Origin of the sequence: Ventrimonas faecis, from assembly GCF_040096075.1 — a bacterium.
Classification (GTDB): Bacteria; Bacillota; Clostridia; order Lachnospirales; family Lachnospiraceae; genus Brotaphodocola; species Brotaphodocola faecis.
On sequence record NZ_JBBMFJ010000054.1, the window covers coordinates 1 to 8689 of the forward strand.

General features: G+C 49.2%; 8 protein-coding genes and 1 pseudogene. 7 read left to right on the forward strand and 2 right to left on the reverse strand.

Annotated elements, in window-relative coordinates; genetic code table 11:
• Positions 1 to 17 precede the first annotated feature (17 nt).
• The 5 genes from WMO41_RS15935 to WMO41_RS15460 all read left to right on the forward strand — a co-directional run bounded on the left by WMO41_RS15935 (position 18) and on the right by WMO41_RS15460 (position 5021).
• Positions 18 to 158 (forward strand): nucleotidyl cyclase domain-containing protein, encoded by a 141-nt coding sequence (locus WMO41_RS15935; RefSeq protein ID WP_350340426.1) that lies wholly within the window; start codon positions 18 to 20, stop codon positions 156 to 158.
• Positions 159 to 466: 308 nt separating this feature from the next.
• On the forward strand, positions 467 to 994 hold the full coding sequence (locus tag WMO41_RS15445) for a 5' nucleotidase, NT5C type (RefSeq protein ID WP_349230533.1): 528 nt from the start codon (positions 467 to 469) through the stop codon (positions 992 to 994).
• A 97-nt stretch (positions 995 to 1091) separates the two neighbouring features.
• Positions 1092 to 1223: a hypothetical protein gene (locus WMO41_RS15450; protein WP_349230526.1), complete on the forward strand. Its 132-nt coding sequence runs from the start codon at positions 1092 to 1094 to the stop codon at positions 1221 to 1223.
• Positions 1224 to 1282: 59 nt separating this feature from the next.
• Positions 1283 to 2104 carry a substrate-binding periplasmic protein gene (locus WMO41_RS15455; protein WP_349230527.1) on the forward strand — a complete coding sequence of 274 codons (822 nt, stop codon included), beginning with the start codon at positions 1283 to 1285 and terminating at the stop codon, positions 2102 to 2104.
• Positions 2094 to 5021, forward strand: a complete 2928-nt coding sequence (locus tag WMO41_RS15460; protein WP_349230528.1) for a response regulator — start codon at positions 2094 to 2096, stop codon at positions 5019 to 5021. Before WMO41_RS15455 ends, WMO41_RS15460 begins: the two co-directional genes overlap by 11 nt.
• Positions 5022 to 5155: 134 nt before the next feature.
• Here the strand turns inward: WMO41_RS15460 and WMO41_RS15465 are convergent.
• Positions 5156 to 5587, reverse strand: a pseudogene (locus WMO41_RS15465) (FKBP-type peptidyl-prolyl cis-trans isomerase); the annotation flags it as partial.
• Between the two features lie 98 nt (positions 5588 to 5685).
• Entirely contained in the window at positions 5686 to 6540 is an 855-nt protein-coding gene (locus WMO41_RS15470) for a YitT family protein (RefSeq protein ID WP_349230530.1), read from the reverse strand.
• A 403-nt stretch (positions 6541 to 6943) separates the two neighbouring features.
• Between WMO41_RS15470 and WMO41_RS15475 the strand changes: the two genes are divergently transcribed.
• Complete coding sequence (locus tag WMO41_RS15475) at positions 6944 to 7477, forward strand: V4R domain-containing protein (RefSeq protein ID WP_349230531.1); 534 nt, start codon at positions 6944 to 6946, stop codon at positions 7475 to 7477.
• A 35-nt stretch (positions 7478 to 7512) separates the two neighbouring features.
• Positions 7513 to 8397, forward strand: coding sequence for a diguanylate cyclase domain-containing protein (locus WMO41_RS15480; RefSeq protein WP_349230532.1), 885 nt, complete (start codon positions 7513 to 7515; stop codon positions 8395 to 8397).
• Positions 8398 to 8689: the final 292 nt, after the last annotated feature.

Consider the following 8689-nt stretch of genomic DNA (forward strand, 5'->3'; position numbering starts at 1 on the left):
AAGGTGAATATCTAAGTGTGAGTATCGGTGGCGCGATGATATCTGATGAGTCCGTATCAGCTTCGCAGATGCTAAAAACAGCGGATAAGGTGCTTTATCGGGCGAAAGATGCGGGTGGAAATAGAATCGAACTTGCTGTTCACGTTCTGCCTGATTGAAGTCCGTGCAGAGTACTGGAAGAAGATCATTCAGACCTGTGGGCAAAGACCAGCAGGCCAGTCAGCCAAAAGCTGGATGGTCTTCAAGCGTACTTGGCGCGGGAGGTTCTACATTTTTTCGGCATAGCTCCGATCAGGGATGCCAGTTTACAAGTACCGAGTACATGACATTTCTCAAAGACAACCATATCCGTCAGAGCATGGATGGAAAAAGCCGCTGGGCATACTTGCGGCCTTGGGACGAATCTGTTATGATAGTGAACAGATGTTTGCAGAAGTGGAAAATTCAGAAGAAGGAGCGGGAAAAGATGGGAATGAAACGTGACATGAGGGTTTACTTTGATATGGACGGTACGATTGCAAAATGGCGTGATGTCCCAGTTGAGGAAACCAGAAAGCCCGGATACTACGCGGATCTGGAACCGGAAACGGAACTCCTGAATTTTATGCGGGATGCTATGAAACGCGGTGAGAACATTTATATTCTGTCCTCCTACTATACAGATACCAGGGCCTTACTGGAAAAGAAAAAATGGCTGGACAGGTATCTTCCGGAAATTGATTCCGCACACTGTTTGTTTGTACCCTATGGAAAAACAAATAAGGCCGAGTTTCTTGCAGGTATGCTGCATCGCAGGCTCAACAAGGCCGATATTCTGATTGATGATCATACGCCCAATCTGCAGTACTGGGAAGAGGCCGGTGGCCTGGGCGTGAAGTGGTTAAATGGGATCAATGGTAAGAAAGGCTGCTTTGAGGGCGCCCGAGTGGGCAGCGCAAAAGAGCTTAGAGCAGTGCTGGACAGTGCTGTGGAGAGAAAAGCGGCAGGGCTTTAGAAAAGAAGGCCGCTGAGCAGAGCGTCATCTGCTTTCCATTTTCTGTATCAGCAGGGGAATCCGAAACGAAGACGCCGCAGCCATTCCGATCATTGCCATGACAGCCAATGCTTTTGATGAAGACCGGAAAAAATCAAATGCGGCTGGAATGAACGCGCATCTGGCAAAGCCGCTGGATGTAAAACGGCTGATCGGCACGATCGAGGAACTTTATAAACAAAATCTGTAACCGGATAACCGGCAGAATGAGGGGGGCACGGGGGCGTGCGAAAAGAGGAGTAACCATACATGGGTTCGAGGAAAACAGGAATGATATTTGGCCTTGCGGTTCTTGCGTGTGGACTGGTATGTGGCTGTGGGAACAATCAGAATACGCAGGACGCGGGCGGTGACCGGAAACCGGTCATCATCGGCATTGATAAATTTGAGCCATATACCTATCTGGATATGGACGGAAATGTTACGGGGGTAGATATTGACATTGCGACCACTGCCTTTCATGAGCTTGGATACGAACCGCAGTTTGAGGTGATTCCCTGGAACGAAAAGAATGCGCTTCTGGCAGATGGAAGCATTGACTGCATCTGGAGCTGCTATTCCATGAACGGGCGGGAGGAGGATTATCAGTGGGCCGGTCCGTATCTGTACAGCCGTCAGGTGATCGCGGTCCGTACAGACAGTGACATTCAGAATTTTGACGATCTCGCCGATAAAAAGGTAGGCGTTCAGGTTACAACCAGAGCTGCGAATCTCTTTTTACATACGGTGGATTCCGCGCTTCCGCACGTGAAACAGGTAAACTGTTTCGCTACCACGGAGGATATGTTCGCGGCGATGCGTAAGGACTATATTGACGTGATCGCGGGACATGAAGCGCTGATCAATGAACTGATCAAAAACGGGAATGGCGCATACCGCCTGCTGGAGGAAAGTCCGCATGTGTCAAAGGTGGGAGTCGCGTTTCAGAAGGGAACGCATCAGGAACTGGCCGAAAAGCTGGGCGGGGTGATCCGGGAACTGAGTGAGAACGGAACCATAGGAACCATTGCGGCTCAGTATGGGCTTGACGCAGACAAAGTGGTTGTGAGGGGAGATACGGATGAAAAGTAAAATAAGATGGAATTTATCCGGTCTGCTTCTGGTTGTTCTGATATTGATGGAAGGAGTCATCTGGGCAGCATTTACAAAGGTAGATAAAGAGGGATTGCATACGGTTATCGAGGAAACCAATTCCTTTTCCAAGCTGCGGATCCAGGAATATGAAGATTACAGCGCGAATGACCGGGTAAAAAGCCTGGTCCGCCTGTTAGATAAAACCACGGAGCTGAGCAGCAGCATGAAAAAGCTCGGGCATTATACCAAACAGGATCTGGACGAATATGTGGAAACACAGCGCCTGACCGGGGTACTGGTTCTGGACGAAAACCTGAATGCGGTGCTGCAGGACACATCTGGGTCTGCGGAGGAATCTCTGTGGGGCGAAATGCTGGGAAAAGACTATATAAAAGAAATCCTGGAGCACCCGGAAGAAACGTATACAGAGCGGCTCAGTCTGGGAGATGACAGCTATGACGTGGCTGTGGTGCCCCGCCAGGATGCAGACGGTCTGGTGTTTGCCTATGAAAAAAAGGATAAAAATATAACCGGAGACATCTCGCTGGCTTCTGTGTTTGCGGATTTTCCGGTCAGCATGAATGGCATCATCGTGGTATCTCGGGAAGATGATATTGTCAGCACAAACGATGTTTCCCTGCTGGGCCATCAGGTCAGCGGACTTAAGGCCACTTACGAGATCAGCACAGACCGCAAGAACGGCTGGATTGTTGGCAGGAGCGCGGAAAACAAAATCTGGTATGGCGGAAAAGAAAAGACCGGAGAATATACGATTTATGTATTCTTCCCGTCTGCCCAGATCTTTATGACCCGCTACAGTGCCTGTGGACTGTATACAGCGGCGGCCATTCTGATTTATCTGCTGATCCTGCTGGTTCAGAGCAACATGGAACGGTCCGCGTTGAAACAGAGCCAGAAACGCATGCGCATCATCAATGCGCTGGGAACCGCGTATTCTTCCATTATACTGTTTGATCTGGCAAGCGGGAAGATAGAGCTGATCAAGCAGTCGGCGACTGACGATGTTGTTCTGGAGAGTGAATTATATTCGAAAGAAAGCCAGAGAAAACACATTCAGGAGACCATAAAAGAAGAGTACTGTGAGCAGTTTGAACAGTTTACGGACATGGAAACCGTGGCAGAGCGGCTGAAGGGCCACCGGCTTCTGACCAACACGATTCAGATGAAGAACGGCCTGTGGCTGCTGTCTGTGCTCGTTCCGCAGCGGGTGGATAAAGATGGAACGATTACGGCGGTGCTGCTTGCGAACCAGAATGTGACAACAGAGAAGGAAAAAGAGCTGAAGCAGGAATATGCCCTGAGAAATGCCCTTGCGGCGGCAGAACATGCCAATAAGGCAAAAACCAACTTCTTAAACAGCATGTCCCACGATATCCGCACGCCGATGAATGCCGTGATTGGATTTACTGCGTTAGCCAGCACCCACATGGACAACAAAGAACTGGTGCTGGAATACTTAAAGAAGATCAATATATCCAGCCGCCATCTTTTAAGCCTGATCAACGATGTGCTGGATATGAGCCGCATTGAAAGCGGAATTGTCAGGCTGGAGGAAGTAAAGGTGCATCTTCCGGACGTGTTCCATGACCTGCGCTCCATCATTCAGGGCAATATCAGTGCGAAGCAGCAGGAGCTGTATATCGACACCCAGAATGTGGTCCATGAGGATATCATCACCGACAAGCTCCGTTTAAACCAGGTGCTGCTCAACATTGTGAGCAACGCCATGAAATTCACGCCGGTGGGCGGCATGATCAATATCCGGGTCAGCGAGCATCCGTGCAGCAGGGCCGGATACGCCAGCTACACCTTCAGTGTGAGAGACAACGGTGTCGGAATGTCTCCGGAATTCCAGGAGCATATCTTTGACGCCTTTACCAGGGAGCAGACCGCCACAAGAAGCGGGATTCCGGGAACGGGACTTGGCATGGCCATCTCCAAAAATATCGTGAATATGATGGGCGGCACCATTACCGTAAACAGTGAGGCAGGAAAAGGTTCTGAATTTATCGTTGCCATTGAATGCCAGATCACCGGTGATACCGTGAAATACAAACCGGTTCCGGAGCTTCAGGGAGCCAGGGCGCTGGTGGTGGACGACGATGCCAACACCTGCATGAGCGTCTGCAAGATGCTGCGCGATATTGAAATGCTTGCAGACTGGACAACCTCCGGAAAAGAAGCAGTGTTGCGGGCCAAGGAAGCCTGTGAGATGAAAAAAGAGTTTAAGGTCTACATCATTGACTGGCAGATGCCGGATATGAACGGAATTGAGACGGTCAGAAGAATCCGCAGGGTCATTGGAGCAGATACACCGATCATTATTCTGACGGCCTATGACTGGTCTGATATCGCGGAGGAGGCAAAAGAAGCCGGTGTAACCGCGTTTGTATCAAAGCCGCTGTTCATGTCCGAACTCCGGGCCGCTTTAACGCATCAGACTCTGGATCCGGATGCGGAAGATGAGGCAGAAACGGCCGAGGCGGCAAGGCGTTACCGTCATGCCGGCAAGAAGGTTCTTCTGGTGGAAGATAACGAACTGAACCAGGAAATTGCCACCGCGATTCTGGAAGAGGCCGGCCTGAGCGTGGATGTGGTGGAGGACGGAACCGACGCGGTAGTCCGCATGGGCTCGGCAGATGAATCCCAGTACGATGTGATCCTAATGGATATCCAGATGCCGAAAATGGACGGCTATACGGCAACCAAAGAAATCCGGACCCTCAGCAGCAACAAAAAGGCGAATATCCCGATCATTGCCATGACGGCCAATGCCTTTGAGGAAGATAAAAAGAAAGCGTTTGAGGCGGGCATGAACGCCCACATCGCAAAACCGATTAACATTGATGTCATTCTGGAAGTGTTTGACCAGGTGTTTGCGGATCAGGAATAGGCAAGGAAAGGCGGCAGATGTGAGGTCTGCCGCCTTATTGGGTTTTCATAGGGACAAAAATGTGGCAAAATAAGACAAGAGTGAAAAAATAAGAAAAAGTGTAACTGTTCAGTACCCTCACAGTTACGAAAAAGTTATTTTACCTCTACGAGCTCAATCTTGAAGTTCAGCTCTTTGCCTGCCATTTCATGGTTGGCATCGAAGGTGATGGTGGTTTCGGTCTTGTCGGTAACGGTTACCGGGAAATGCTGGCCGTTCTGGTTCTGCAGATAAATGCGCTGGCCAACGGTAAGTTCCTCAGAACCCGGAAGATCCGCAATCTCCACGTCGAAGATGGCATCCGGGTTTGCCTGACCGTAGGCTTCCTCCGGCATCAGGTGGATCTCTTTTACCTCACCGACCTCCATGTCTGCCACGGCAGCATCAAAGCCCTGGATCATCTGGCCTGCGCCGCAGACAAACTCCAGCGGCTCACCGCGGTCGTAGGAAGAGTCGAACTGGGTTCCATCGTTAAAGGTTCCTTTGTAATGAGTGCGGCAGGTTTTGCCGACATTGCGTCCTGTAATAGCCATAATTATGATATCCTCTCTTGTTTTTTATGCAGCTTCCGTATCAGTATACTAAAAGTCGGGCAAAAGGGAAAGGACTTTGTAAAAAAACGCTATCAGCGTTTTGGCTGATAGCGCATGTCAGAAACATTGTAGATGGTGATGAAGGCCAGCGGGTCTTCCCGGCCGATGTAGCTCATCAGCTTCTGGTATTCACTTTTATCGACGATGGTGATGATCTCGTTGTGCTTTTCCATATTGTAGGCACCGATGGCTTCATAGATGGTGGCACCGCTGTGCAGGTCTTCCACAATGAAGCGGCGCAGTTCTTCTTCCTTTTTTGTGATGATGCAGACGCGCCGTTTGACGTTGTGGTTGAAGATGAAGTGATCCAGGATGATGCCATTGAAATACGTACCAAGAATACTTAAGACAACCGTTTTCTTGTCGTAGACCAGGGCAGCGGAAAGCGCAACGCACATGCCGGAAAGGGACATGGCCCGGCCTAGGTCCATGTGCAGGTATTTGTTCATAATCTTGGCTACGATATCCAGACCGCCGGAAGAGGCATTGCGGTTAAACAGGATGCTTAAGCCGATGCTGACGACCAGGATGTAGCAGAGCACATCCAGCTCCTGGCTGTCGGTCAGGGAGCCGATATTGGGAAACACCTTCTCAAACAGGCTCAGAAACAGCGGCAGCATAATGCTGGTGTACACGGTTTTGGCCCCAAATTCTTTTCCACAGGTAAAGAAGCCGATGATGAGGAGCACCACGTTTAAGATCATGGTAATGGCGGAAAGCGGAAGCGGGATAAAGTTGGAAAGCACAATGCCGAGACCGGAAATACTGCTGACGGAAGCGTGGCTTGGCAGCAGAAAAAAGTAAACAGCCGCGGCAATGATGGCCACAGCGCCGGTGAGAATGGCGGTCTCTTTGATCAGGGAAGACCAGGAATGTTGTCTGCTCATAACGAACCTCCAGAACGTTTCAAAATTTTCCAGCTCATTTTATCACAGGACAGGGCTGCTATCAACCATTTGGAAAAAAGTCAGGAAGCATTGACTTTTCCAGCATTGGATTTGAGGCAGACTGGGCAGACAATGGCAAAGCCAATTCATGTGAAGGAAATTATGAAAGCGCTGAAAGTGGGAACAGACCCGCAGAGATAGCAGTGTATGGATTAATTTACGAAAAACAGGAAAAAAACGGTGTGCAAAAAGAAAAAAGCATGCCGCTTTTTGACATATTATTCTGAATTTTTGGCAAAAAAATGGACAATGAAATTGACAGATTGTGAATGTATGCGTTATAATACAGACAGTGTTAAAAAAACGCAAAAAAAATAACAAAGATGAAAAAGGGCAGGTTGCTATGGAGAACATTTTTCTGGCCGATAAAAAGCCGATTTCATTAGAAGAATATCTGCAGTATGATCAGAACAGCCGCGGCAATCTGGGAGATGAGCTTCCGGTCATGGTATACCGCATGCTGGAATATTCCATGAAGGATGAGCTGATCCGCCGTTTTGGAAAAGAAACCCAGATTGACATTTTTCGTCAGGCCGGGAAGAAGGCAGGAGAGTACTTTGCGAAGCAGTTTCTGGATATGAGCCTGCCGTTAGACCAGTTTGTCGGATCGCTGCAACGAAAGCTTCAGGAACTGAAAATCGGAGTTCTGCGCATCGAAGACGTGAATGAAGAAACCGGTAAGATCATTCTGACCGTTTCGGATGATGCGGACTGTTCCGGGCTTCCGGTTTTGGGCGAGACGGTCTGCAACTATGACGAGGGTTTTATCTCCGGGATCCTGTCCCTGTATTCCGGGAAAACCTATGAAGCCATCGAGGTAGACTGTTGGGCCACCGGTGACCGTGTCTGCCGTTTTCACGCGGAGATTAAAGACTAAAAGACCGGCCGAGAAAACAATCAGGAGTTTTGTGTATGGATGATGACCGAAATTGCGCATTATTATTTGAATATTTAAGAAGCATTCTGTATGACCCGCAGACGCAGCCGCTGGACGTGAACGCTTTGGACGAACCGTTTCAAAAGCTGGGAATGGGGATGCAGTTTCTGGATCACGCGGTGAAGGAAATGAAGGAGTATTCTGCGGCCTTGTCAAACGGTACCCTGTCGGTGACACTGCCGGAAAGAGATAACTTTCTCTGCGACAATTTAAAGAACATCCATGCCAATTTAAACCATCTGACCTGGCAGGCCAAACAGGTGGCAAAGGGAGACTATTCCCAGAGAGTCTCGTATCTGGGAGAGTTCTCGGAAGCGTTTAACACCATGACCGCACAGTTAAAGGAGCGCGAGAGCGTCCTGAAGGAAGAGGCAAGACAGGAGAAAGAGCGGGCCTCCATGGATCCGCTGACCCATGTGGGAAACCTCTACTATTTCCAGCGGGAGATTGAAGAACTGCTGAAGGCAGACGATGAACTGGTATTCTGTTACTGCGACCTGGATCATCTGAAATACATCAATGACAACTACGGACACGGAGAGGGAGATTGGTATCTGCGTCATTTCACGGAGTCCGTGAAGAATGTGATTCGCGAGAACGATCTGTTTGCCCGCATTGGAGGCGACGAGTTCTGCATCATTTTAAAAGATTGTCCACAGGAGGTGGCCTATAGCAAGCTCTACTGGATCCAGTATGATTTCGCGAAGCAGGCGGGAAAGCCCTATGAGAAAAATTTCAGCTTCGGCATTGTGCGCCTTCCGGCAGGGCATGGTCCGGTTGACTTAGAGAAGCTGCTCCACGACGCGGATCACGCCATGTATCAGCAAAAGCGTACCCATTACCTGGCTCAGAAAAGCTGAAAACTAATATAATTAGAAAGTGTGCACAAAAAAAGATGACAATTTTTGTCAAGTTTGTGCACACTTTTTGATTCGGGTATGATACTATAATGGACGTAAACCCCCCAATACATTATATAGTTTTTGCAACAAAACGAAATACCTTCTCCTGAAATGACCGGTTCCCCAACCGGTCATTTCGCATATATGGGAATATGACGCAGAATCATGGGCTGAACGTAACTGTTCAGTAGGTCTGCGCATTCACTGCGCTGACCGTATGAAAACATGGGCTTGCAGGCAAAAATCCCAT